The organism is Flavobacterium wongokense, from assembly GCF_021608265.1.
Lineage (GTDB): Bacteria > Bacteroidota > Bacteroidia > Flavobacteriales > Flavobacteriaceae > Flavobacterium > Flavobacterium wongokense.
This window is the reverse complement of sequence record NZ_JAKIHP010000002.1, coordinates 241,734-266,289: the sequence shown is the minus strand read 5'-3', so window position 1 is coordinate 266,289 and position 24,556 is coordinate 241,734. Positions and strand designations below refer to the sequence as shown.

General features: G+C 37.6%; 20 protein-coding genes. 3 read left to right on the top strand and 17 right to left on the bottom strand.

Translation table 11 applies throughout. From position 1 onward, the window contains the following. Positions 1 to 22 precede the first annotated feature (22 nt). The 7 genes from recN to L1S31_RS07220 form a co-directional block, all read right to left on the bottom strand. On the bottom strand, positions 23 to 1,675 hold the full coding sequence (gene recN / locus L1S31_RS07250; RefSeq protein ID WP_236464032.1) for a DNA repair protein RecN: 1,653 nt from the start codon (positions 1,673 to 1,675) through the stop codon (positions 23 to 25). A gap of 41 nt (positions 1,676 to 1,716) precedes the next feature. Next, complete coding sequence (gene porD / locus L1S31_RS07245; RefSeq protein WP_236464031.1) at positions 1,717 to 2,604, bottom strand: type IX secretion system protein PorD; 888 nt, start codon at positions 2,602 to 2,604, stop codon at positions 1,717 to 1,719. Then, on the bottom strand, positions 2,594 to 3,805 hold the full coding sequence (coaBC, locus tag L1S31_RS07240; RefSeq protein ID WP_236464030.1) for a bifunctional phosphopantothenoylcysteine decarboxylase/phosphopantothenate--cysteine ligase CoaBC: 1,212 nt from the start codon (positions 3,803 to 3,805) through the stop codon (positions 2,594 to 2,596). Before coaBC ends, porD begins: the two co-directional genes overlap by 11 nt. A gap of 5 nt (positions 3,806 to 3,810) precedes the next feature. After that, on the bottom strand, positions 3,811 to 4,131 hold the full coding sequence (locus L1S31_RS07235; RefSeq protein WP_236396634.1) for a DNA-directed RNA polymerase subunit omega: 321 nt from the start codon (positions 4,129 to 4,131) through the stop codon (positions 3,811 to 3,813). Positions 4,132 to 4,137: 6 nt separating this feature from the next. After that, on the bottom strand, positions 4,138 to 4,932 hold the full coding sequence (locus L1S31_RS07230) for an outer membrane protein assembly factor BamD (protein ID WP_236464028.1): 795 nt from the start codon (positions 4,930 to 4,932) through the stop codon (positions 4,138 to 4,140). Between the two features lie 109 nt (positions 4,933 to 5,041). Next, the gene (gene dapA / locus L1S31_RS07225; RefSeq protein ID WP_236464026.1) at positions 5,042 to 5,926 is read right to left on the bottom strand and encodes a 4-hydroxy-tetrahydrodipicolinate synthase; all 885 of its coding nucleotides are present in this window, start codon (positions 5,924 to 5,926) and stop codon (positions 5,042 to 5,044) included. A 1-nt stretch (position 5,927) separates the two neighbouring features. Beyond that, entirely contained in the window at positions 5,928 to 6,446 is a 519-nt protein-coding gene (locus tag L1S31_RS07220; protein WP_236464024.1) for a DUF6913 domain-containing protein, read from the bottom strand. A 49-nt stretch (positions 6,447 to 6,495) separates the two neighbouring features. On the opposite strand from L1S31_RS07220, the gene L1S31_RS07215 reads away from it, so the two are divergent. Together L1S31_RS07215 and L1S31_RS07210 are read left to right on the top strand one after the other, a co-directional pair. Continuing rightward, the gene (locus L1S31_RS07215) at positions 6,496 to 7,272 is read left to right on the top strand and encodes a 5'-nucleotidase C-terminal domain-containing protein (RefSeq protein ID WP_236464022.1); all 777 of its coding nucleotides are present in this window, start codon (positions 6,496 to 6,498) and stop codon (positions 7,270 to 7,272) included. Positions 7,273 to 7,276: 4 nt separating this feature from the next. After that, on the top strand, positions 7,277 to 8,191 hold the full coding sequence (locus tag L1S31_RS07210) for a bifunctional metallophosphatase/5'-nucleotidase (protein ID WP_236464020.1): 915 nt from the start codon (positions 7,277 to 7,279) through the stop codon (positions 8,189 to 8,191). Here the strand turns inward: L1S31_RS07210 and L1S31_RS07205 are convergent. From L1S31_RS07205 to L1S31_RS07180, 6 genes are all read right to left on the bottom strand, one after another. Continuing rightward, positions 8,168 to 8,860, bottom strand: coding sequence for a lysoplasmalogenase family protein (locus tag L1S31_RS07205; protein ID WP_236464018.1), 693 nt, complete (start codon positions 8,858 to 8,860; stop codon positions 8,168 to 8,170). The two genes, L1S31_RS07210 and L1S31_RS07205, sit on opposite strands and share 24 nt — an antisense overlap. Positions 8,861 to 8,870: 10 nt before the next feature. Next, positions 8,871 to 9,578, bottom strand: a complete 708-nt coding sequence (locus L1S31_RS07200; protein WP_236464016.1) for a lysoplasmalogenase family protein — start codon at positions 9,576 to 9,578, stop codon at positions 8,871 to 8,873. Between the two features lie 94 nt (positions 9,579 to 9,672). Continuing rightward, positions 9,673 to 11,673, bottom strand: a complete 2,001-nt coding sequence (gene ligA / locus L1S31_RS07195) for an NAD-dependent DNA ligase LigA (RefSeq protein ID WP_236464014.1) — start codon at positions 11,671 to 11,673, stop codon at positions 9,673 to 9,675. A gap of 116 nt (positions 11,674 to 11,789) precedes the next feature. Next, positions 11,790 to 13,727, bottom strand: a complete 1,938-nt coding sequence (locus L1S31_RS07190) for an OmpA family protein (RefSeq protein ID WP_236464012.1) — start codon at positions 13,725 to 13,727, stop codon at positions 11,790 to 11,792. Between the two features lie 11 nt (positions 13,728 to 13,738). After that, entirely contained in the window at positions 13,739 to 14,671 is a 933-nt protein-coding gene (locus L1S31_RS07185) for a PorP/SprF family type IX secretion system membrane protein (RefSeq protein WP_236464010.1), read from the bottom strand. Between the two features lie 46 nt (positions 14,672 to 14,717). Further along, positions 14,718 to 21,548: an Ig-like domain-containing protein gene (locus L1S31_RS07180; protein WP_236464008.1), complete on the bottom strand. Its 6,831-nt coding sequence runs from the start codon at positions 21,546 to 21,548 to the stop codon at positions 14,718 to 14,720. Between the two features lie 489 nt (positions 21,549 to 22,037). On the opposite strand from L1S31_RS07180, the gene L1S31_RS07175 reads away from it, so the two are divergent. Beyond that, positions 22,038 to 22,769, top strand: coding sequence for a LexA family transcriptional regulator (locus L1S31_RS07175; protein WP_255702215.1), 732 nt, complete (start codon positions 22,038 to 22,040; stop codon positions 22,767 to 22,769). A 7-nt stretch (positions 22,770 to 22,776) separates the two neighbouring features. On the opposite strand, the gene L1S31_RS07170 is transcribed toward L1S31_RS07175, so the two are convergent. From L1S31_RS07170 to rpsF, 4 genes are all read right to left on the bottom strand, one after another. Continuing rightward, on the bottom strand, positions 22,777 to 23,250 hold the full coding sequence (locus L1S31_RS07170) for a DUF6495 family protein (protein WP_236464003.1): 474 nt from the start codon (positions 23,248 to 23,250) through the stop codon (positions 22,777 to 22,779). Positions 23,251 to 23,312: 62 nt separating this feature from the next. Beyond that, on the bottom strand, positions 23,313 to 23,753 hold the full coding sequence (rplI, locus tag L1S31_RS07165) for a 50S ribosomal protein L9 (RefSeq protein WP_236464001.1): 441 nt from the start codon (positions 23,751 to 23,753) through the stop codon (positions 23,313 to 23,315). A gap of 59 nt (positions 23,754 to 23,812) precedes the next feature. Beyond that, positions 23,813 to 24,109, bottom strand: a complete 297-nt coding sequence (gene rpsR / locus L1S31_RS07160; protein ID WP_136152299.1) for a 30S ribosomal protein S18 — start codon at positions 24,107 to 24,109, stop codon at positions 23,813 to 23,815. Positions 24,110 to 24,111: 2 nt separating this feature from the next. Continuing rightward, positions 24,112 to 24,456, bottom strand: a complete 345-nt coding sequence (gene rpsF, locus L1S31_RS07155; protein ID WP_136152298.1) for a 30S ribosomal protein S6 — start codon at positions 24,454 to 24,456, stop codon at positions 24,112 to 24,114. Between the last annotated feature and the right edge of the window lie 100 nt (positions 24,457 to 24,556).

The window sequence follows — 24,556 nt, the reverse complement described above, 5'->3', positions numbered from 1 at the left end:
ACAAAAGTAATGAATTCGGATTTTAATTCAGCAATGCCTTGGCATGATTCACTGCCGAATCTGAAATATCCTTACCCGAAAGCATTTCTGCAATTTCAATTATTCGCTCTTCAGTATTCAATAATTTCAATTCGGAAACGGTATTTTCTCCCATCACGGTTTTGAATACTTTATAATGCTTGGTTCCTTTAGCTGCAATTTGTGGCAAATGCGTTATGGCAAAAACCTGCATCGTTTTACTCATGTCCCGCATGATTTCTCCAATCTTATTGGCAATTTCACCCGAAACACCAGTGTCAATTTCATCAAAAATGATAGTAGGCAGTTTTGAATATTGTGATAGAATCGATTTTACAGCCAACATTATCCTCGACATTTCACCACCGGAAGCTACTTTTTTCAACAGGCCAAAATCGGTTCCTTTATTTCCCGAAAACAAAAATTCAAGGCTGTCTTTCCCATTATTGTGATATGTAGCAGATGACCTGATTTCAATCTTAAACCTGACATTCGGCATGCCTAACTGATTCAGGATGGCAATGAGTTTTTCAGATAAATTTGGAACAGCTTCACTCCTGCTCCTGCTTATTTTTAGAGCAATGACATCCAATTGAGATTCAAAATCCGTTATATCATTTTCAAGTTTTGCGATTTCTTCTTCCAAATTGGAAACAGAAACCACTTTGCTTTCCAAGGAAGCCTGGATTTCCAATAACTCTTCAACAGTCAAAACGTTGTGTTTTTTCTGCAGGTTGTAAATCAACTGTAGTTTTTGATTGATTGCTTCGAGTTTTTCAGGGTCATTATAAACCAATTCCGATTCGCGGTTCAGTTCCTTTACAATATCATCAAACTCTATTAAAATGCTATTTGTCCTTTCTAAAACCGATTGATATTCAGTCGAAAAACCAGCATTTTTTTGAAGCGTTGCTTTAAACTCTTTGAGATTTTTCAGGATTCCAAATTCATCCTCATTTGCCATTGACAAAAGTTTGTCGAGGTTTTCCTTTATGAATTCGACATTGTTCAAGGACTGATACTGTTGTTCGAGTTCCTCTAGTTCACCATGTTTTAAATTTGCCGATTCCAGTTCGTTGTACAGGAACTCATTATAATCCTTTTCCTTGAGAATCGTTGAAAATTCATTTTTCTTCGATTCCAAAGTTGATTTTGCCACACGGTATGTTTTAAGCAAAGCCTGATATTCGCCCAATAATTCCTGATTATTTGCAATAGAATCCAATATCTTAAACTGATAATCTTCTTCAGACAATTCCAGAGTTTGATGCTGCGAATGCACATCAATAAGGTAAAAACTTAAATCCTGAAGCTGTTGAAGGTTTACCGGACTGTCATTGATAAAAGCCCTTGATTTGCCCGAAGGAAGGATTTCCCTTCTAATGATGGTTTCCTCTTCATAATCCAAATCATTGGATTCAAAAAAGGATTCCAGCTTGTATTTACCGATAGAAAAATTGGCTTCGACGATGCATTTTTCGTCCTTGTTTTTTAGTGACGTCAGGTCGGCACGTTTTCCCAAAACTAGGCCCAATGCCCCAAGAAGTATTGATTTTCCTGCTCCCGTTTCGCCAGTTATAATTGAAAATCCATTGGAAAAATCGATGTTTAATTTTTCTATTAACGCAAAATTTTCAATGGATAACGAAGTAATCATGTTTAGGAAATGAAGGAAAGTTTAAAAAGTAAATGTACTAATTATAACTTAATCGATTGCCATTTACTTACGTTGAGTGGAGACATTTTATTTAGGTTATCAATAGTTTCAGATAATGAAACCTTTGGTCCACCCGACAAAATGGATACCAATTCGTCTACTTTGGCATCAAAAAACACCCTGGTTAAAAAGGCATTGGGACGCACTTTATAAATAGCAGAAAGCGTATTGATTGAAGCTATAACCTTGTCTTTCGCACCTTTCAAATCGGAATTCATAGTATCCAAACCTTCCCTATGGTATTGATAAAGTGCCTGCCTGTAAGCATCATAAGTTCCCGACATCACATCGGTAACCAGATAATAGCGGTTTTGATTTCCTTCTGACTGGCTCCAGCCTTTGTAACCTCCTTGTTGTGCAACAGTCATAATCTGCTGTGCAATCTCATAGTTCTTATTGCCGCCCATTGGGCTGTAAGTATCGGCATCAAATCCAAGGATCATATAACTATAATACGCCAAAACAGAAACTAAATTGGAATCAAATGTTGATGGATTGAACTGTAGGTTTTCAAATTCTATATAACGAAAACTGAAATCATTGTCATTAAAGTTGAATACCGGCGACGAATACGATGAATTGAAGACTGGCCTGCTCGACTGAACCTGTAAAGTTGCGGTAAACTGATTGGAATCATAGCTGTTGATGATAATCACCATCGAGCATTCAATCTTTTCATTTTGCTTGTATTCTTCTCCTGTCCAATCGGTTTTATTTACAAAATCGCTTATCGAAGTTTTTAGATTCTTAAAAATCTGATTGTTGGTACTCGCTATTTTGTCTGAATTAATTTGTACGGTACAATTCAATTGTTGTGCCTGTACTACTCCAACAAAAAGCAATAAAAGAAGACTGATTCTATTTCTCATAATAAGCAATTACTTTATTCATAATATCGGTTGCAACCAATTCCTTAGATTTCAAATCCATTGGCTCTACCACAAAATCCTTATCGATGAAAGTGATTTTGTTTGTCGGTTTCCCAAAACCTGCTCCTTCATCCTGAAGCGAATTTAAAACAATCAAATCTAAGTTTTTTTTCTGAATTTTCAACTTTGCATTATCTATTTCATTTTCGGTCTCCAGCGCAAAGCCAATCAAAAACTGATTTTTCTTTATTTTTCCTAATGATGCCAATATATCCTGCGTTTTTTCCAGTTCAATGCTCAAAGACGCATCGGCTTTTTTAATCTTCTGGGCTGCAACAACTTTTGGCCTGTAATCTGCAACTGCAGCGGCACAAATGGCAACATCCATATCTTTAAAATGCTTATGGCATTCATCATACATTTGTTGTGCAGAAGTCACACGGATCAGATTAATAACGGGATTTTTTGCTTTTAAGTGTGTTGGCCCTGAAATTAATGTTACAGAAGCTCCCAATTCGGCTGCTTTTGACGCAATGTCAAATCCCATTTTACCCGAAGAATGATTCCCGATAAAACGTACCGGATCGATTGCTTCGTAAGTTGGACCAGCTGTAATCAGGATTTTTTTTCCTTTTAATGGCAGTTTGCTTTCCAAATCCTTTTCCAAAAAGGCGATGATGTTTTCTGGCTCAGCCATTCTTCCTTCGCCAGATAATCCGCTGGCCAATTCACCTGTTTCGGCCGGAATCATAATGTTGCCAAATTTCTTTAAAAGCTCAAAACTGGAAAGTGTCGACGGATGTTTATGCATATCCAAATCCATAGCCGGGGCAAAGTAAACGGGACATTTTGCAGAAAGATAAGTAGCAATCAAAAGATTATCACAATTGCCATTCGCCATTTTGGAAAGCGTATTGGCAGTTGCAGGAGCAATCAGCATCAAATCGGCCCAAAGCCCTAATTCGACGTGGTTGTTCCATTGTGCATTCGCGTCCTCTTCATTATAAAAAGAGGAATGCACCGGGTTTTTGGAAAGTGTGGATAACGTAAGCGGTGTTACAAAATCCTTAGAAGCCGGTGTCATGACCACTTGGACATGTGCACCGGCTTTTATAAATAATCGGACTAACGTTGCTGTCTTGTATGCGGCAATTCCTCCGGATATGCCGAGTAGTACTTTTTTACCGCTTAAAACAGACATCTTAATTAGTCTTTTGTAGTATCTCTGTAGTAAATTTTGTCATCAAGCCATTCCTGAACAGCCAATGCGTGTGGTTTTGGTAATTTTTCGTAGTATTTAGAAACTTCGATCTGCTCTTTGTTTTCGAAGATTTCTTCAAGACTATCGTTGTAAGTAGCAAACTCTTCCAATTTCTCGGTCAATTCTTTTTTGATTTCAGAATTGATTTGGTTTGCTCTTTTAGCCATTATTGTAATTGCCTCATAAACATTGCCAGTACGCTCTTCAATCGCAGTCTTATTATAAGTAACTGTGTTTACTGGTGCATTCGTCTTTTTTAAATCCATGACTTTTTATTTAGAATATTGTTTTAAATCGTTTTCAATTCGCGCCAACTTTTCATCGGCTTTTGCTTTGTATTCAGAATCAGCTTTAAATTTCACCAAACTCGAATAAGCAGCTTTTGCATTTTCAAGCCTTTCCTGCATTTTGGCAGGAACACTATTTATTGCTAACAAATAGGCAGAGTCAAATTTATAATATAATGCCTGCTCTTTGTATGAAGTTCCCGGGAAATTAATAAGAAAGTTGTCAAAAGCTACCATTGCCGCTTTGTAATCGGTGATTGTATGGTAGATCTTTGCGTTTTCAAATGCTTTCTTTTCCAGTTTTTCCCTCATTGCCTTTACCAAGGTATTGGCTTCAGGAAGGTTTTGACCCTCAGGATAAGTATCAATGTAAGCTTGAAGCTTATCAATGGCTTTGTAGGTATCAGTCTGATCCAAACTATAAACCGGCGATAGGAACGTAAATGATTTTGCTCCTAAAAATGAAGCTTCCTCAATTTTTTCGCTCTTTGGATAACTCGCTACAAAACTCTCAAACTGATATCCGGCCAAGTAATATTGCTTGGTTTTATACAAGGATTGGGCATACATATAAAACATCTTTTCAGCTGATGGCTTTCCTTTTAGTGCCGGAGAAAGCTGTTCAAACAATCTTATGGCTTTACCATATTTCTTTGCCAGGTACATTTTTTCTGCAGCGGCATATTTAACAGCAGTATCTTCCGATTTTAAGGCTTTTTGGTATTCACTGCAGGACGATAAAAAAAGTAATACAGCAAACAGGACTAAAAATTTCTTCATTTTTTTATTTAATTCAGCTGATTTTAAACACTTTTTGTGTTTTAAAAAGCAACTGCAAATTTAGTTATTAATTGTAGATAACAAAATATTTTTTTCGGGTTCAAAAAAACTACATTTTTGCAATTTTATTGGTGAAAGCCTGAAGGCGGTTTGCCAAATCTTCATCGACATTTACCAAAGGCAAACGAACTGTATTCTCCGATAAGCCCAGTGTTTTAAAGACTTCCTTGATTCCTGCCGGATTTCCCTGCTCAAAAATCATATCGATGGAATCGGCTAAAAGATAATGCAGTTTATACGCTTCGTCTACTCTTTTGTTCAAACCAAGATGCACCATTTCTGAAAATTGTTTCGGAAAACCTTCTGCAATTACCGAAATAACGCCAGAACCACCAGCCAAAATCATCGGCAGTGTAATCATATCATCACCTGAAATTACCAGAAAATCTTTTGGCTTATCCTGAAGCAGTTTCATCACCTGCACGATATCGCCTGCAGCTTCTTTTACGGCAACCACATTTTTGAAATCATTCGCCAGTCTTATGATAGTTGAAGGCAGCATATTGCTTGATGTGCGTCCCGGAACATTATACAAAATCACCGGAATCGGAGAAGCTTCAGCAATCGCTTTGAAATGCTGGTAAATTCCTTCCTGTGTTGGTTTGTTGTAATAAGGCGAAACAGAAAGAACCGCAACAAAATCCTTGAAATCCCTTGATTTTAATTCGGCAACAACTTCGGATGTATTGTTGCTTCCAACACCAAGTACTAACGGCAGCCTTCCTTTGTTGGCTTCGACCACAGTATCTATAACCAATTCCTTTTCTTCTTTGGAAAGTGTAGCGCTTTCGGCTGTAGTTCCAAGAACAACCAGGTAATCAATTCCGTTATCAATCTGAAAATTTACTATGGATTTTAAGGCTTCAACATCTATTGAGAAATCTTTTTTGAAGGGTGTAACAAGCGCAACTCCTGTTCCAATTAATGATTGCATGTTATATTTTGTTTAGAATTTTTAAATATTTGAATAGTTCGTCCATAAAAACCTTGTAGTTTTCGGCATTGGTATCAATCATAAAGTGATTGAGCCTTTTATCTATGGACGCAAAACCTACCTTAAAACCAGCCTTGGACAAATGTGAAACCAAAAGTAATGCAACTTTTTCAGTATCGTAATAATTAATCAATAAATCGAATGGCTCAGCCACAAACTCCTTTACTTCCTTTTTATCTACAGTTCCTGTCCAACTCAAATCCTTGTGGCTGAAAACCGGATAATCAAAAACTTCGTTCTTTTTTATCTTATCCTTAAAGACCAGGATTTTAATATCGTTTTCTGCAATTCCGTTTTGGATTAATTCATTTACCAGGGCTTCCCTTTCGTAAAAATAGCTTTCGTCAAAGATAATCCCTACTGTTTTTATTACTTTATCAGAAGCTAAATGTTTAACATTGGATAAACTATTTTTAACTATTTTTTTTGTTGAAAAATCCTTTAAGTAATTTAAAAACATACTACTTTTACTTGAATTACAAATTTACTAAAATTAGTGCCAAAAAGCGATGGTAAAACTAAAAAACTATAACGTTGTATTAAAGCATTTTGTTTTATTATTAACATTTACAGCCTTTATTTCCTGCGCCGAAAAGAAATATGCCGTAACCAAAATTGAAGGCAGGGAAATTGGAATTACAGACAAGAATTCGGAAGTTGCTGCAATTGAAAACTTTATCAAACCTTATCGCGATAAAATTGACGAAGATTTGAATAAAGTCCTGGCAAATGCTCCCGAAACTTTGGACAAATCGGGCGAATGGCAGACGGCAATGGGAAACTTCCTTGCAGATATCACTTTTGAAAAATCGGACAAGGTTTTTCAAATGCGCGAAAAGAAATCAATCGACATCTGCCTGCTCAACCACGGCGGAATCCGAAGCATCATTCCGAAAGGCAATGTAACAGCACGAACCGCTTTTGAAGTGATGCCTTTTGAGAACAGCGCCATCGTTATTGGTTTGAAAAGCGAACAGATTTTAGAAATGATCAATTATATCATTACAGAGAAAAAACCACATCCTTTAAAAGGGCTGACATTTACCATTGGCAAAGACAATCAACCTAAAAACATATTGGTCAACGGAAAACCATTAGACACAAACAAAGTTTATTATGTTGTGACTTCCGATTATTTATCAAATGGCGGCGACAATATGCTGTTCTTCAAAAAAGGCGTTGCGCAATATGACCTGAGCTATAAACTTCGGAATATCATCATTGATTATTTCAAGGAAAACAAAACAATTACAGCCAATAAAGACATCAGGATTACCAAAGAATAAGACCATGAAAAGAAGAGATTTTATACAGAACACAGCATTGAGTTCGGCATTTTTAGGACTTGGCGGTTTATCACTGAGTAGTTTTAAAGCTCCGGATACAAAGCATTTGACGATACTTCATACCAATGATGTCCACAGTTACATTGACCCCTTTCCTCCTACGCATCCTAAAAATCCAAATATGGGTGGCGTAGCGCGAAGGGCAGCTTTGATAGAAACCATTCGAAAGGAAAATCCAAATGTGTTATTGCTTGATGCGGGCGATATTTTCCAGGGAACGCCTTATTTCAATTATTATGGAGGCGAATTGGAATTCAAACTGATGAGCATGATGAAATACGATTTGGCAACCATTGGAAACCACGATTTTGACAACGGGATTGAGGGTTTGTACAATCAATTGCCGAATGCCAGTTTTGAATTTGTTTCGGCAAATTATGATTTTAAAAATACCATTATGAATGGCCATGTGAAACCGTATAAGATTTTCAACAAAGACGGAATTAAGGTTGGCGTATTTGGCCTTGGTGTTGGCTTGGAAGGTTTGGTTGACAAGAAGAATTATAAGGAAACCGTTTATAACGATCCGGTTGGCATTTCCCAGGATATGGCACGGATTTTAAAGCACGAAGAAAAATGTGATTTGGTCATCTGCCTTTCGCATATTGGTTACAAATACCCAAACGAACCTGATAAAATCTGTGATACCAAATTGGCTACGCTAACCAAAGACATCGATTTGATTATTGGCGGGCATACACATACTTTTTTGGATAAACCAACTGTTTTAAAAAATGCTGACGGTAAAGATGTTTTGGTCAATCAGGTTGGATGTTATGGTGTAAACCTGGGCAGGATTGATTTTCATTTTGACAGCGATGCTTCAAAAATAGCTTTAGGAAAATCCATTATTGTTTGATTTTTCACCTGTAACCACATACTTGTAAAACGAGAAGAATGCCAGGGCATTGAGTGTCATCGCCAATGGCCTGAAGAGCTCTTCGAATTCGTCAATCAAAAAGTACTTTTCGATAAAAACCACAAACTGCAGCATTACAAAAAGCAATGCGCTAATCAGCAATATTGAATTCTGTTTATTATCATTCATAACATAACTCGAAAGTGCGATTCCGGCAAATAACGAAATCAACAGGTTTTGAATAATCAAAATCCAAACACTGTTTTCTGGGATTTCGACTGTTTCCGAAAAAAGGTAAAAGAATACCAGTAAGAAAGGTGCTGTTGCTATGATAATCGGGACATAATCCTTAACCTTCTGATGCATGAAAATCAGGTAAAGAACCAAAATCCGATGCACTGAAAAAATCAACACTCCATAAAATAAATATTGTGGCGTATCCGGAATGAAGAGGATATTGGTAACGCTGGACAATAACAGTGCGACTACAAACACCTTATCCCTATTATCTGATTCTATATAATAAAGAAGTATCAGGAATAATGGAAGAATGGGTTTTAATGTACAGATAACAGGCCTGCTTACAAAATACTCTGCAAGCACTTCAAAGAATGCCAGTACAAAATAGCAAACCGTCAGCGCGTTTATTATGTTGGTTCTTTTTTGCATCTATAAACTTTTATATAACCTCATATTTATGCTTACTCTTCTCTGTATAAAACATATACCTTGTCAATAAGAACTGCCCCAAAACAAACAATATCATAGCAGTTGCCTGCAATACATTCACATCGTCATAGTAGAGTTTCAACAAAAATATGAATTGGTTAAAGGCCATAAACATGGTGCTTATCAGCAATAACGAATTGGGTTTGTTGGAAACCATGATATAATTGCCAAGGCTGAATCCTCCTAAAAATATCGTAAAGCCCCCCTGAAGCAAAAACAAATAAACATTATTCCCCAAAGTGTCATAAGTGTAAAGTGTAACAATGACATATAGAAAGATAAAGGGAACACAACCCAGGATCAAGGGCACCGAATTGGGCATTTTTACTTTGTTGACAATAATGTAAATGACCAATATCCTGTAAACCAAAAAGAAAAAAACACCGTAGAATATGTATTGAAATGAATCCTGGATAAACAACAGGTTGGCAACCCAGCTAAACAATAATGCAATGATGAAAAACGGACTTATTTTTTTGGAAACCCTTAAATAGTAAGCAATCAGGATTGGCAGAATCAGTGGTTTGGTCATCCAGATTAAAAGCTTGTTTTCAAAATATTCGGCAAGGACTTCAATAACAGAAACCGTGAAAAAAAATACCAGCAGCAAGCTTGCAACTTTATTATTCTTTAGATTTTCCAAATAATCATTTTGCATCAGTAGGACTTTTATAATTGATACAACTCTTTATTGTTGAATGTCTAATAAAAGTAAACTAATTTTTTGAATTACAACGATATAAATGAGCATTTTAACGACTTATCATTTCCAGAAAATCATTTTCTGAAATAATCGGCACCTTTAATTGATTGGCTTTTTCGAGTTTGGCCGGACCCATATTATCGCCTGCAACCACAAAATCGGTTTTGGCAGAAATGGAACTTCCCACTTTTCCACCGTTGTCTTCAATTGCTTTTTTAAGGTCATCACGTGAGAATTTTTCAAAAACTCCCGAAACTACAAAGGTTTTCCCAGCCAATTTGTCGGTTGCATTTGGATTGAATTTTTCAATCAGTTCCAATTGTACTCCAAACGCTTTCAAACGCTCAATGATTTTGACATTCTCCTGGTTATCAAAAAATTCGATGACACTTTGGGCAATCTTCTCTCCTATCTCATCAACCAAAATCAAATCCATAAGCGACGCATTCTGAAGTGCATCAATGTTTTTGTAATGTTTAGCCAATTTTTTTGCAACGGTTTCCCCAACATATCGGATTCCCAAAGCATATAAAACACGGTCAAACGGAATCTCTTTGGATTTCTGGACGCCGTTTACCAAATTCTCCGCTGATTTTTGCGCCATTCGTTCCAGGTTTATAATGTCATCAACATTTAACTCATATAAATCCGAATAATCCTTTACCAAACCGTTGTTGAAAAGCAAAGCAACCGTTTCTCCTCCAAGGCCTTCAATATCCATGGCTTTACGCGAAATATAATGCTGTATCCTTCCGATGATTTGTGGCGGACAACCATAGAAATTTGGACAATAATGATTGGCTTCACCGGCTATTCGTACCAACTCCGAATTGCATTCAGGGCAATGCGTGATGTATTCAGTCGGTTTGGAATCCTGGCTTCTTTTGGCAAAATCAACTCCAATAATTTTCGGGATGATTTCCCCTCCTTTTTCAACAAAAACGGTGTCGTCCACGCGGATGTCAAGTTTTTCAATCTGGTCGGCATTGTGCAAGGAAGCGCGTTTTACAATGGTTCCGGCAAGTTGCACCGGTTTCAGATTGGCAACCGGAGTAATGGAACCTGTTCGTCCAACCTGGTACGAAATCGAATTTAGAACCGTGGAAACCTGTTCGGCCTTAAATTTATAGGCAATAGCCCAACGCGGAGCTTTGGCGGTATAACCCAGTTCGTCCTGCTGATGGAAATCATTTACCTTGATTACAACACCATCGGTTTCATAAGGCAGATTGTGTCGGTGTGTATCCCAATGATTGATAAATTCAAAAACTTCGTCAATATTGTTGGCCAATTTTGCCTCCTTTGGAACCTTAAAACCCCATTTCCGTGCAGCTTCCAAACCTTCAAATTGGGTTTTGATATTGAGGTTGTTACCAACAATGAAGTAAAGCAAACATTCCAATGGACGTTTGGCAACTTCAGCGCTGTCCTGCAATTTCAAACTTCCCGAAGCGGTATTCCTCGGATTGGAATAAGGCGTTTCACCAATTTCAATGAGTTCCTGATTCATTTTGGCAAAACCTTCCAAAGGCAATATTATTTCGCCACGGATATCAAACTTTGCAGGATAATTTCCTTTTAGCTGAAGTGGAATTGACTTTATCGTTTTGATGTTCGTCGTAACATCATCACCCTGAAAACCATCACCACGGGTTACTGCACGCTTTAATTTACCATCTTCATACGTTATTGAAATAGAAGCGCCGTCGTATTTCAATTCGCAGGTATATTGTAGTTGAGCATTTCCAAGAACTTTTTGGATTCTGGTTTCCCAATCAATCAAATCTTCCTTTGAATAGGAATTGTCGAGCGAATACATTCGGTAGTCATGAACGACCGTGTTGAAGTTTTTGGTTATGGCTCCACCCACTCTTTGTGTTGGTGAATTTTCGTCAAAAAACTCCGGATGCTGTGCTTCCAATTCCTGAAGCTGCTTTAGTTTTTGGTCAAATTCAAAATCGGAAATCGTTGGAGTGTCCAACACATAATAGTTGTAATTGTGCTGATTGAGTTCGTCCCTTAGTGATTGAATGGTATTTTGAACGTCCATAAAACTTTGAAAATTGAAATGTTATTAGAATCCCTCAAATGTAACATTATTACCAAAAACAAAAAAGCCACTCTTAAAATTAGAGTGGCTTTAAAGAAACAATACCCCTGAATTATTTATTTTTGAATCACGATGAAATTGGAACGTCGATTTGCAAAATGCTCGTCTTCTGTACATTTGACACCGTTACTACATTTGTTTGTCAATCGGCTTTCGCCAAAACCTAGTGCGCTTTCAATTCGTGCAGGATCAATTCCTTTGGAAAGAATGTACGTTTGGGTTGATTTTGCACGGTTATCCGAAAGTTTCATATTATAGGCATCTTTTCCCCTAGAATCAGTGTGTGACTCGATCTTGATTTTTACATTAGGGAATTTCTGCAATACAAAAACCACTTTATCCAATTCGGCCGCAGCCTGTGGCATGATGTTCCATTTGTCAAATTCAAAGAAAATCGGATTAATGACAATCTTTTCTTCACCTGATTTATCTTTGGCAACCAAATCATCATACTTGCTCAGCTCAAAGTTGATATCCGGAATTTCGAAATCATTGACATTTTTGGTCGTGACTTCCCTTTCTTCAGTACTGTAACCGGTTTTTGTCGCAACGGCTTTTATTTTCTTATCGCATGGAACGGTCAGCTTGTAATAACCATTAGCATCGGTAGTTGCCGTAGCAATCAAATCACCAAAAGCGTTGTAGGCATTTACCGTTGCGCCTTCTATTGGCAGTTTTGATTTGATGCCCGTTACTTTTCCGGTGATGTATTCGTTACAAACTGGCTTTCCTTTTGTGAAATAATAAATGTCGTCATCGCCTTTTCCGCCTGCCCTATTTGAAGAAAAATAACCATAAGTTCCACCAGCGTCAATGATATAAGAGAAATCATCTTTGTTGCTGTTTATTGGTGCTCCTAAATTTTTTGGTTCCGAAAAGTTTAGTCCGTTTGAGAATTTGCTTTCATAAACATCCAAATCACCCCAACCATAATGGCCGTCCGAAGAAAAGTACAATACACCATTTCTGAAATACGGAAACAATTCATCTCCAACAGTATTGATTTTTGGTCCCAAATTTTGTGGTGTGTTCATCGTGCCATCTTCTGCGATTTGAGCCACGTATAAATCAGTTCCACCCAAACCACCAGGCATATCCGAAGCAAAGAATAACCATTTGCCATCTTCGCTCAAAGCCGGATGCCCAACGGAATACTTAGGATTATCAAAGAAAACCTTATCCGATTTGGTTACCTTTCCATTGTCGATTGAGCCTTTGATAATCTGCAGGTTGTTTGTCCTGTCCTTATCCAAAACCGGCTTATTCTTCGAAACAATGTTCGTGGTGTAATAAGTAGTCTTTAAATCGGAGCTGAATGTTATCGTGGCTTCATGAAAACGCGTGGCAACATTCGGCAGGAATAATGCATCGTTAAACAAGCTTCCGTCAGCCGTATTCCTTTCAGCAATATATAAATTAAGGAAAGGCTGTTTGTTCCAACTGTAGAGTTTCTCATTGAAACTTGTGGTATCCTTACTCGAAGCGTATACAATTTTTTCACCATAAAAAGCGGTCCCAAAATCAGATTTAGCCGAATTGATATCCAGGTTTTTGATCTCATACAAAGGTTTGGTTTTGGCCAGGCTGTCCATTTGCCTCTTCTGGTTTACATAATGGGCAATTTGCTTCTGGTCGCCTTTTTTATTCAGGTATTCCTTGGTAAGCAAATCGGCTTTTTCATAATCCATGACGCCTTTCATTGACTGGATGTATCGCAGGAAGTAAGTATCTTCCATGCTCTGTCCCTGAATATCATAGAGTTTTTGATACCATTTTAAAGCATTGCGGCTATCGCCCGTGTAATAGTACGAATCGGCGACATTCTTTAAGGTTTGGGTTCCTGGTTTTTCAACCTTCTGAAGATATTCTTCGTAGGCTTTGGCAGCATCAACATAGGCAAAGGTCTTAAAAAGTTCGTCTGCCTTTTTTAGTTTCGTTTGAGCAAAAACGGTCGTCAAACAAAACATCAGACTAAGAGTGTATATTTTTTTCATAATAATAGCTTTTAGAAAAATCTTGGTGATTTCATTTGACTTGATTTTTTCTGCATCTGGAAACGAAGGATAATCTCATGAGAACCATCGTTATACTTGTTAAGGTCACTAACCGTATAGTCAAAGGCATAGCCAATGAAAATGCTTTTAGTTACCTGGAAACCGGCAAGTGCACTCACCGAATCATCCCAACGATAGGAAGCGCCGGCAGTAAATTTTTCGTGAATCAGGAAATTAGCTGATAGATCGTACGATAAAGGTGCGCCGCTAACTGCCTTAACCAGGAAAGCAGGTTTGAATTTCAGGTTATCGGAAATATCAAAAACATAACCTCCGATAAAGAAATAGTGGAATCGGTCGCGGTTAACCGCTTCCTGCACATCATCGTAATAATCATTGCGGATGAAATTTGGAACCGAAGCTCCAAAATACCATTTGTCTGAATAGTAATAAATTCCTGCACCCAATGAAGGCTTGAAATTATTGCTGATGTTCTCGTTTAAGACTGGGTCAATCGGATTATTGAATCTTCCTTTAGACCAGTCTACATTCAGCATTCGGACGCCGGCTTTTAAACCAAAAGCCAGCTTCTTATCGTACGCCAATGGTATGGTATAGGAGAAATTTCCATCAAGGAATAATTCGTTGGATGGACCTAATTTATCATTCACAGCACTTAAGCCCAATCCGACCCTTTCATTTGAAAGAGGTGCGTGAATGGCAAAAGCCTGTGTTTCGGGAGCACCTTCTATCCCAACCCATTGCGAGCGGTGTAAAAGAATGGCTTCCAATGTACCTGCAGAACCGGCATAAGCCGCGTTCACCGTCATCGTATTGTACATATACTGCGTATATTCGGGATCCTGCTGGGCATTCATCACATTGGTGATAAAGGAAATCAGCAACAAACAATACGTATTTTTGATTTGTATATTTAGTTTCATATTTATAACATTTAGATTAATAATTCAGGCGTAAGTATCCACAGGATTATCTTGCAATAGATAACCAACCTGTTTTTACTATATTGTCTACGCCAACATCAAGAACATAATAATAAGTACCTGTAGGCAGTTTATCATTAACGTTAATCGTTCCAGATACATTGGCAGTACCATTCCAGTCATTCAAATAATGACTTCGATCGTATACCAGTGTTCCGTATCTGTTATAAACATGAAGTTTATTGTTTGGATAATTTTCAATGCAATCCACTATGAAAAATTCATTGGAACCATCATCATTTGGAGAAAACTCGTTATAAACAATGAGGCATAATGGAGTTGTTGTTATTGAAGCATCATTATTGGAAAGATCGGTATCAATTGGATCTGAAGTTCCGATGCTTACAGTGTTCATATAATCTCCAGTCGGCAATACCCTTGCCGTTAACAACATGGTTACTGTTTCATTGGAATTTATCCTTGGAATTTCCCAAACTCCTGAATTGTAGCTTCCAACTGATGAAGTTGCATTCACAAAACTATATCCTGAAGGCAGAGGTTCATTAACCGAAACATTCAAGATATGGTTTGGACCTGAATTGGTAACGGTAATTGTAAAGACAACATTCGTATCAATGTTTGGAGTCGGGTTATCAACTGTTTTGGTGATTAACAAATCGGAACATGAAACCACGCTAAGAGCCAATTCCCTAACACTATGTCCAGAGCAGCTGTTAATGAAATCAACAGTCACCTGAGCCGGTCCAACCGAAGTCCAGGAAACAGTTACGTAATCATCTGTAGGCTGACCGCCGGCAATCACAATTCCGTTGATTACTGTCCATACATAATTAGACATTCCCGGATTTGTGGTATACGTCACCTCGTCAAAAGCACAGGCTGGATTTGTTCCTCCGTTGATTACAGCTGGAGTATTCGGTGTAAATGTTGTATTTACCATTAATCGAATTGAACTTGCACAACCGGAACCGTCTATGATAGAGGCATAATAAACTCCTCCATCTGCTAATAATGTTGTTGAAGGCAAAACATTTCCTCCTGCTGGCGCATCATACCAAGTCACACCGGTTTCATTCACCTGTACATCTGCCAATGTAGCACTGGCTGACTGGCAGAAGCTTTGAGATGGATTAGTTGCCGTGGGAGTTGTTCCTCCATTAACTGTTGTTGTGACAGCCAAACGAATTGAGCTGGCGCATCCTGTACCGTCAAGGATTGAGGCATAATAAATTCCACCATTTGCCAAAGATGTAGTTGCAGGAAGTGCATTTCCATTTACAGCAGCATCATACCAGGTTACCCCAGTTTCATTAACCTGAATATTGGTTAAAGTCGGGCTGTCAACCAAACAAAAACTTTGAGAAGTAGAAGTTGTGGTTGGTGTAGTTCCAGGATTAATAGTTGTAGTAATCATCAAACGAACTGAACTTATACAACCATTACCATCAGTAATTGAAGCATAATAGATTCCTCCATTCGTCAAGGTTGTTGTCGACGCCAAAACGTTTCCATTTGTTGCAGCGTCATACCAGGTCACACCCGTTTCATTGACCTGTATATCAGCAATTGTTGGATTGTTTACCAAACAAAAACTTTGCGAATTATTTGTGGTTGTTGGTGTAGTTCCGTTATTGATGGTTGTGGTAACAGCCAAACGAATTGAACTGGCACAACCTGTTCCATCAACTATTGAAGCGTAATAAATTCCGCCATTTGTTAAAACTGTCGAAGCAGCTAAAATATTTCCATTCGTTGCCGCATCATACCAGGTTACGCCACTTTCATTTACCTGAATATCAGCTATCGTTGGATTGTTTGTAGAACAAAAACTTTGCGAAGTTGAAGTTGTTGTAGGTGTTGTGCCGGGATTAACAGTTGTAGTAACCGCTAAACGGATTGAACTCGCACAACCAGTTCCGTCAATGATTGAAGCATAATAAATTCCGCCATTTGTCAAAGTAGTTGTCGATGCCAAAACACTTCCATTTACAGCCGCATCATACCACGTTACTCCCGTTTCGTTTACCTGAATATCAGCAATGGTTGGATTATTTACCAAACAGAAACTCTGCGTAGTCGAAATTGTGGTTGGTGTAGTTCCAGGATTAACCGTTGTTGTAACAGCTAATCGGATTGAACTTGCACAACCTGTTCCATCAATGATTGAAGCATAATAAATTCCACCATTTGTCAAAGCTGTTGTGGATGTTATAATGTTTCCATTTACAGGTGCATCATACCAAGTCACTCCGGTTTCATTAACCTGAATATCAGCTATCGTTGGGTTATTTACCAAACAGAAACTCTGCGAAGCGGAAGATGTGGTTGGCGTTGTTCCCGGATTAACCGTTGTGGTAACCGCTAAACGGATTGAACTTGCACAACCTGTTCCATCAATGATTGAAGCATAATAAATTCCACCATTTGTCAAAGCTGTTGTGGATGTCAAAATATTTCCATTTACAGGTGCATCATACCAAAGAACTCCGGCCCCATTCACTTGTATATCAGCAATAGTAGGATTGTTTACCAAGCAAAAGCTCTGTGAAGCCGAAGTAGTTGTTGGAGTAGTTCCGGGATTAACAGTAGTTGTAATGGCCAATCTTGTCGAACTTGGACAACCAGTTCCATCAATGATTGAAGCGTAATAAATTCCGCCATTTGTTAAAGGTGTTGAAGCGGCCAAAACGTTTCCATTTGTTGGTGCATCATACCAAGTCACTCCGGTTTCATTAACCTGAATATCAGATATTGTTGGATTATTTACCATACAGAAACTTTGAGAAGCTGAAATAGTTGTTGGTGTTGTTCCGCCACTAACCGTTATCACAACTGGTTTGAAATCTCCAGCCTGATTTAGGCAGCTTGTATCAGAAGTTAAGCCAACATAATAAGTATAAACTCCAGCAACTAATCCCGAAACGGTAAGCGTACCATCAGTTCCAATAGTAAATGTTACTGCTCCAACTACACTTCCGTTTGCAATAGGCTGTGAATTATCGTTGGAGAAAAACCAAAAGAACTGTGGGTTTGGCAATATAGTTGTTGGAGTTATAGCTGCATTATTTCCCAAACAAAACAATGCATCATTAGCTGTAATATCAGTTGCAACCGTAAAAGGCAAAATAGTTATCGTAACTGTTGCCCTGTCGGGTTGGGCAGTTTCGCAATATTCATCTGAACTTACTCCAACATAATAGGTATAACTTCCAGGAGTTAATCCTGTCAGTGCTAAGGTTGAAGAAGATTGTCCTACGATTGGGTTTTGAGAGGTTCCATCAAAAGAATACCAATGAAATACCGGATTTGTAATTGTTATCGTGCTGTTCAATACAGCCTGAAGGTTTACATTTCCGGTTGTTGTGCAAACCACAGGATTTGTACTACCATTAATCAGTATTTGGGAAATAGCTGTAGGTGGAGCGGTTTGCCCAACAATAACAGTTACTGTTCCTCTTGCATAGGTTTCACATCCAAAACGAACCGGCTGAATATAATAAGTATAAGTTCCTGCGGCCAAAATTGAAGGCAATGTGAAACTGGTTCCGGTAGAAACGATATTTCCACCAACGGCAGCATCATACCAAATAAATGTGGCGCAATCTTCGGGTAAAATGTTTAAACGAAGTGTATCTCCGGGACAGGCCTCAATGGTATTTGTTAAATCGGCATCAACTACAGAAGTATCAGCAAACCTTTGAATATCGTGAACCCTCAATAAATCCAATACACTTGCAACACCTCCAAATCTAATTTTAATCCGATCATAAGGCTGGGTTTGTGGATGTACTGTCAAAGCAGCTTCTGAACCGCCGTTCAAAAGTGTAAGTTGTAATAAAGACGAGGTATTGTCTAATGGTAAACCCACAGGCGTGTTTCCCATATACATTTGAACAGTAAAACCAGTCAGCAAGCCAAGATTTAAAATAGTTGACGGACGGGAAAGTATAATATTTAAAGAATCACCTGTTAACGTTGGTGTTCGGAATGAAATAGTCAAATCGGCAGCAGCTAATACTCCAAGCCCACTAAACATAGTAGCATAAGTGGCATCATCAGCATCTACCGCATCGTAAGGATTGGCAACTCCAACAGTTGCAGTGGTAACGCCTACGCCTAAATCAACAGCTCCATAAAAAACATCCTTTACATCTTCCGGATTACAGGCAACCTGAGCAACGGCTCTGTCATAATAAGCTTCATAGACTTTTACGTTTTGAGCAACACTAAGGACTGAACCAACAATAATCCGCACGCCATCATAGTCTTTTGGACCGGTAAAATCGGAAGGCACAAAAGTAAATTCAAAAGTATTTTCTCCCGGAAGTAAATCCAATAAAGAGCCAGAAACCGGCTGTAGGAATCCAATATCAATTGGGATTCCGGATGTATTCCTTTTGGTTCCAACCACTGAATAAGCTCCGGCTAAAACCAGTCCGCTATATTCTGAACCCAATTTTACGCTTAATGGCGTTCCTGCAGGAACAGTCTGATTCCATTGTAAAGTCTGCCAAGTGGTTCCAACTCCTAATAAACCCAATCCTGTAATTATAGTGGAGTGTGTTCTCGGATTTGCGTCAATACTCAGGTTTGCATTTGCAACACCACCTGTTATGATTGAACTCCAGCTTTGACTGTCTGCATAAACCCTTTCGGTTAAAACAGGGCAATTTGCAGGGTCAATTACGGTAACAAAAACGTTTTGGCTTTTGGAACAATTACCATTGCTGGCAATGGCAGTAAAAGTGTAAAAACTGGCAGTAGTAAATGGGCCATAGGTATTTGATGGCAATGCATTACCATTTGAATCGTACCATGTAATTGAAGCATTTGAAGTTGCCTGCAGCGTAACCGAAGTCCCTAAATTGACAACCAAATTTGTATTAGTAATTACTAAAGTTGGTTCAGGGTTAATCGTAACCGTTACCTGCTCTTCCGAAGAGGAACAACTTCCGCTAAGGCTGCTGGATTGGATATAATAAATTCCTCCAGTTTGTATGTTAGCAGCCAATTCGGCTGTAATTGGAGTGTGGGTACTATCATAAAAATGATATACAATATCGCTTGAATTATCAAAGTTAAGAATCGCATCCCTCAAATTTACACTTCCACAACCCTGTATTGCAGCGGATACGCTTAAACTCAATGTTGATGAATAATTCACTACAACTTCTTTTAAAGTATTGGCGGCATTTTCGCAAAGCCCTCCAACAGTAAGCGAAATAAAATAGTGATAAGGTGAATTAATCGCTGTCAAACCAGTGATTGTCAATTCGCCTGTTGCATTGTTCACTGCATAAGTAACACCAGCATCTCCGGTATAACCTGTTGTGATTTCCTGGCTTTTGAGTTGGTCTTTATAATATCTGAATGCAGCACCACCAATCGAAGATGCGGGAGATAAAATTATAGAACCATTACAGGCATTTAGACTTGACGGAATAGTGATGTCATCTGCCGTAGGTAAAGTAATTACTTCAACATCTACCCTCACTCTAAGAGATTCTTCCGGACATCCTGTTCTTTTTGAGGCGACATAAAATGAAGTATCCTGAGTCAGGATAGAAGTTACAAAAGGCTGTCCCGAATTAACAGTTGTTATAGCCGTTCCGCCTTGAGCCTGAGAATACCAAACCAGTTCTGTTCCCGGGCCGGATTGTGCAACTAAAGTTGCAGTTGACCCTGAACAGGTTATTGGATTTAAGGTAAAGGGATCGGAAATGACAGGTTGAGCCGGTGCTCTTGTAATTCCATACAAGTCCAAGCTTTGAGTCAGCTGCACATTGAGTAAAGAACTATAACGCACCGTTATTCGATTCACGGTTGCATTGGGAGAAAACGGAATTGTAACAACCTGGTTTCCCTGAAGCAATGTCAGCAAATCTAAATTAAGCAGCGAATTCAAATTAACAGTTTGAATGACATTTGGTCCATTGGCTGCAACAATATGAATATTGTTCGCAACTCCTAGAGCCAGCAATGCAGGATCCACTTTTAATTTTACAAAAAACTGATCGGTTGGCTGTGATGTACCATCAAAATAAACCGTTTGTTCAACCGAAGCGGCAACTGCCAAAATCCCTAAACTTAATCTGGAGAAGTTATTGGGATTGGAATCCAAAACATAATTCGGATTCGTCACTCCTGCTCCGCCTAAACCAAGCAAATCTAAATTTAAACCAGTTCCGTCAAAGGATGTAAAGCTTGCGCCTCCACAAATATCCGGTGTGCCAATGTAAAACGCTTCATAAACATCCAGTCTTTTGGTATTGCCTAATCCGACTAAAGAACCCAAACGGTTTGTCAGCCTTATGCTTTTATAAGCCTGAGAAGGAGTCAGCGCAATAAAGTAGTCATTATTCGCATTGGTTACGATTCGCAATCTGGAAGTCGCAAAGTCATTTATTGTATAACTGTTGCCCTGAAGTACAACAGTGCTTCCATTTTTAGCCTGAACGCTAAATTCCTGGTTTCCAATAAGTGCAGTTCCTAAAATATCAGACAGTAAACCTCCCAAACTACCGCTAAGCAGTGCAGGCAACAAATTGTCATCGGTCTGAATTTTAACAAATGTTGTAGTGTTTGCAGGGACTAAAGTTGGAAATTCAATTTCCAAATGTCCAGAATAAGCTCCAATTCCAATGGCAATTCCCGAGCTGGCTCTTATTCTGGCCCTGCTCGCCATATTTCCATCTATGGAATTGGTGGCTGCATCTACATTATCCTCACTCACTATTGATGAGGCGTAAACAGGTATCGACTGCGCATAACTTTTCCCTGGGAAGAGAAAAAATAAGGTTAGGATTACTAAGCAGCTTGATACGATTTTTCTAAAAAAAATAGTGTTACAATCCATAAGCATTTAGATTAAGTTAATATTATATAAGGGGCATTAATGAACTTAAATTAAAATCTGCTTTTGTGGTATTTTTTAAAAATTGTCGTGGTATTAGTGTATTTTATTGTAGGTTTTTATTGGTTTTTAAGATTTTATTATGATTTGTTTAATGTGATTTCTAAATAAATAGTATATTTTTGTTTAAGTAATTTTGTATATTTATCGAGTTACTAAGAATGGTTTGCCATTTTATAATATAGAAAACCCTAAATTCTATTAAAAACGTATTTTACGCAACACATGGTTAGAGTGTTTTGTTATTAGCATTTCTTAACTTATTGTGCTATGTGCAAGTAATACCACAATCTAAAAAATACCACACTCAGTGAATGTTTTTTTTATTGAATGATTTTTATAATTAAACTGGTTGTTAATTATAATTGAAGTTAAAAAAAATATTAACTCTTACTTTTATGTAGTCATAAAGGTACAATACATTTTGCGAATATGCAAGAAAATAATTCTCTAAACGCGAATTTAATTTTATCGAAATTAAAAAAGCTGATGAAAATCACAACAGATATTGAATTATCTGAACTCCTAAATGTCAAGCCAAATACCATATCCACTTGGAAAAAAAGAAATTCACTCGATTTTGAATCAATAATTTCAATTTGCGAATTATACGAATTTGATTTGAATGAAATTTTTTACACTTCGGAAAATCATAGCAGCAAATCCAAAAACTATCTGACAGAAACACCTTTAATTTGTAGGGAAGTACAGTTTCAGTATTGCATTGACAGTAAGACGATTTTAGAAAACCTGCCCAAATATAATTTCCCATTTATCCGTTCAGAAAATACCAGGGTATTTCAGGTTTTGAGCAACAATATGTTTCCTATTATAGATGAAAACTCATATGCAATTTGTGAAGAGACAAGTCTGGATCACATACAGGACAATTCACTGGTAGTCATTGTGAGTAAATCGAAAGGGCTGTTTGTAAACAGGATTCACAGGAGCCATAAAAATAAGGACGTCTTTTTATTAAGCAGCGAGAACAGTTTTTATGAAACCATAAAGTTTGAAAGCGGTGCTATTGATGAGATATGGTTAATCAAAGGAATCCTTTCCTATAATGTTACAAATGATAATAAGACAAAAATCATTAATGACAGCCTTCAGGTAATAGACAAAGCCATATCCAAAATTAAGACGGAATACATAAAGAAATAATCGGGCTTTAAGACTGGATTATACTGTTGATTTGAAGATACAATTGCCCATCGCTAAGAATCGCGCCTTGGGTAATCAATTCGAATATTGCAGCATTCCTTTCCTGTTCGTATTCCTTTTTGCCTAAATGGATTTCAACAGCATCGGTAAACATGTTATCGCTCAACCATTGCAATCCTTCTTTCTGCATAAAGTCAACCTGAGAATCTAAAGCCTTTAGAACAATTGACTGTATTAATTTTTCCTGGCAATGGAAAAGGAAAATATGGTTTTTTGAAAAATGCTCAAGATAACCGGCATTTGTCAAAACGCCTTCCCAGATTAAATCAGAGAAAACATCCAATTCCTGTTCGGCTACTTCGGGTTTTTCTAATTTGATCTTATCCCACTCTCCTTTATCAATAGATTGAGTCGCCAGGAAATTAATGAATTCCTGGTGCAATGCTTCAAATTGTTCTTTGGTTAATCTTTTGTATTTCATAAATTCTAATTAAAAAAAAAATCCCGATTTGCATCGGGACTTTTATAATGTATAGCGAAATATTAAACTTCAGCTACGATTTCGTATGGTAAGTCAACAATTACGTCTCTGTGCAATCTCACAGATGCATTGTATTTTCCTGTACGTTTTACAATTCCACTTGTGATGAATTTTCTGTCTACACTGTGCCCCGCTTTTTCTAAAGCTTCAGCGATATCAATGTTAGAAACAGAACCGAATAATTTTTCACCACCAGCTTTTGCTGTAATTTTAATTTCAAGTGCTTTCAAAGCTTCCGCCAACGTTTTAGCATCGTTAACGATTTTAGCTTCTTTGTGAGCTCTTTGTTTTAAATTTTCAGCTAAAACTTTTTTAGCAGATGGAGTTGCCAATGAAGCAAATCCTTGTGGGATTAGGTAATTACGACCGTAACCATTTTTTACAGTTACTACGTCATCTTTAAATCCTAAATTCTGAACGTCTTGTTTTAAGATCAATTCCATGTTGTTGTCCTTATTATAGAAGTTAGGTTCCGCTTGGGAAACCAACAACTGAGTTTATATTATTTTAATAAATCGGCCACGTATGGCATTAAAGCTAAGTGACGAGCTCTTTTCACAGCTACTGAAACTTTTCTTTGGTATTTTAATGAAGTTCCTGTCAAACGACGTGGTAAGATTTTACCTTGCTCGTTAACGAATTTCAATAAAAAGTCTGCATCCTTATAATCAATATATTTGATTCCGGATTTTTTGAAACGACAATACTTTTTAGTTTTGTTGGTTTCAATGTTCAAAGGCGTTAAATATCTGATATCTCCGTCTTTCTTTCCTGAAGCTGATTGTTGTAAATTTGCCATAATTAGTTTGCTTTTGCTTCTTTTAATTTAGTTCTTCTTCTTTCTGCCCAAGAGATTGCATGTTTATCCAAACTTACAGTTAGGAAACGCATAACTCTCTCGTCACGTCTAAACTCAGTTTCAAAAGCGATTAAAGCTTCTCCTGATACTTGGAATTCGAATAAATGGTAAAACCCACTTTTCTTGTTTTGGATTTCGTAAGCTAGTTTTTTCAAGCCCCAATCCTCTTTCGATACCATCTTTGCTCCTTTAGCAGTAAGAAAATCTTCAAATTTGCTTACTGTTTCCTTTACCTGAACTTCAGATAAAACGGGATTTAAGATGAAAACAGTTTCGTAATGATTCATAATAAAAATGATTAAAATTTAATTTGGGCGCGAAAGTATAAATAATTTTTCAATAAACAATCACCAATTGCCTTAAATCGTCTAAAAGTAAAAAATGTCG

What these genes read in the sequence shown, in the direction of transcription:
- rpsF (WP_136152298.1), bottom strand. Translation starts at nt 24,456, where the DNA reads ATGAATCATTACGAAACTGTTTTCATCTTAAATCCCGTTTTATCTGAA.
- L1S31_RS07230 (WP_236464028.1), bottom strand. Translation starts at nt 4,932, where the DNA reads ATGAAGAAATTTTTAGTCCTGTTTGCTGTATTACTTTTTTTATCGTCC.
- L1S31_RS07170 (WP_236464003.1), bottom strand. Translation starts at nt 23,250, where the DNA reads ATGAAATACAAAAGATTAACCAAAGAACAATTTGAAGCATTGCACCAG.
- L1S31_RS07200 (WP_236464016.1), bottom strand. Translation starts at nt 9,578, where the DNA reads ATGCAAAATGATTATTTGGAAAATCTAAAGAATAATAAAGTTGCAAGC.
- porD (WP_236464031.1), bottom strand. Translation starts at nt 2,604, where the DNA reads ATGAGAAATAGAATCAGTCTTCTTTTATTGCTTTTTGTTGGAGTAGTA.
- L1S31_RS07210 (WP_236464020.1), top strand. Translation starts at nt 7,277, where the DNA reads ATGAAAAGAAGAGATTTTATACAGAACACAGCATTGAGTTCGGCATTT.
- dapA (WP_236464026.1), bottom strand. Translation starts at nt 5,926, where the DNA reads ATGCAATCATTAATTGGAACAGGAGTTGCGCTTGTTACACCCTTCAAA.
- recN (WP_236464032.1), bottom strand. Translation starts at nt 1,675, where the DNA reads ATGATTACTTCGTTATCCATTGAAAATTTTGCGTTAATAGAAAAATTA.
- coaBC (WP_236464030.1), bottom strand. Translation starts at nt 3,805, where the DNA reads ATGTCTGTTTTAAGCGGTAAAAAAGTACTACTCGGCATATCCGGAGGA.
- L1S31_RS07205 (WP_236464018.1), bottom strand. Translation starts at nt 8,860, where the DNA reads ATGCAAAAAAGAACCAACATAATAAACGCGCTGACGGTTTGCTATTTT.
- L1S31_RS07235 (WP_236396634.1), bottom strand. Translation starts at nt 4,131, where the DNA reads ATGGATTTAAAAAAGACGAATGCACCAGTAAACACAGTTACTTATAAT.
- rplI (WP_236464001.1), bottom strand. Translation starts at nt 23,753, where the DNA reads ATGGAATTGATCTTAAAACAAGACGTTCAGAATTTAGGATTTAAAGAT.
- L1S31_RS07180 (WP_236464008.1), bottom strand. Translation starts at nt 21,548, where the DNA reads ATGGATTGTAACACTATTTTTTTTAGAAAAATCGTATCAAGCTGCTTA.
- L1S31_RS07185 (WP_236464010.1), bottom strand. Translation starts at nt 14,671, where the DNA reads ATGAAACTAAATATACAAATCAAAAATACGTATTGTTTGTTGCTGATT.
- rpsR (WP_136152299.1), bottom strand. Translation starts at nt 24,109, where the DNA reads ATGGCAAATTTACAACAATCAGCTTCAGGAAAGAAAGACGGAGATATC.
- L1S31_RS07190 (WP_236464012.1), bottom strand. Translation starts at nt 13,727, where the DNA reads ATGAAAAAAATATACACTCTTAGTCTGATGTTTTGTTTGACGACCGTT.
- L1S31_RS07220 (WP_236464024.1), bottom strand. Translation starts at nt 6,446, where the DNA reads ATGTTTTTAAATTACTTAAAGGATTTTTCAACAAAAAAAATAGTTAAA.
- ligA (WP_236464014.1), bottom strand. Translation starts at nt 11,673, where the DNA reads ATGGACGTTCAAAATACCATTCAATCACTAAGGGACGAACTCAATCAG.
- L1S31_RS07215 (WP_236464022.1), top strand. Translation starts at nt 6,496, where the DNA reads ATGGTAAAACTAAAAAACTATAACGTTGTATTAAAGCATTTTGTTTTA.
- L1S31_RS07175 (WP_255702215.1), top strand. Translation starts at nt 22,038, where the DNA reads ATGCAAGAAAATAATTCTCTAAACGCGAATTTAATTTTATCGAAATTA.